The 507-nt window shown below is 51.9% G+C and carries 1 protein-coding gene; it reads right to left on the bottom strand.

Annotated elements, in window-relative coordinates:
- Positions 1 to 507, bottom strand: a 507-nt coding sequence (locus R7044_RS28320) for a thiamine pyrophosphate-dependent enzyme (protein WP_263857084.1), incomplete at both ends; no start/stop codon positions are given.

Here is a 507-nt window from a genome sequence, read left to right as displayed (position 1 = left end):
CGCATCGTCGGCGGTGGTGTGGTCACTTAGGCGATAACTTACCGCTTCGATCAGTGTCGCCCCTTTGCCTTTTCGTGCTCGCTCTAATGCGGTCATGGTAGCGTCATACATAGCAACAACGTCGTTGCCATCGACGGTAATCCCTGGAATGCCAGCTCCTTTTGCTTTTTCAGAAAGGAACTCCGCCGCGCATTGTAAACTGCGTGGTACAGAAATCGCCCATTGGTTGTTATTCACCACAAAAACCAACGGAATGTTCCATGTCCCTGCGCAGTTGATGGATTCGAGAAAATCTCCTTTGGATGTCCCACCGTCGCCACACATGACCAGAGCCGCTTCGTGATTGCCTTGAATTTTCAACGCAGAAGCAACGCCGACCGCATGTGTACATTGTGTTGCGATTGGAACGCAAAATGGCAAGTCTCGGCTTGGGATTGGGCTGCCTTCTGGCGCAAAGTCACTGCCGCGCTCATCGCCGCCCCAATATTGAAGGTTTTTTTCCATACC

Source organism: Vibrio sp. 1402 (assembly GCF_033340275.1).
The sequence above is the reverse complement of the archived record's forward strand: the minus strand, read 5'-3'. Positions and strand labels throughout refer to the sequence as shown.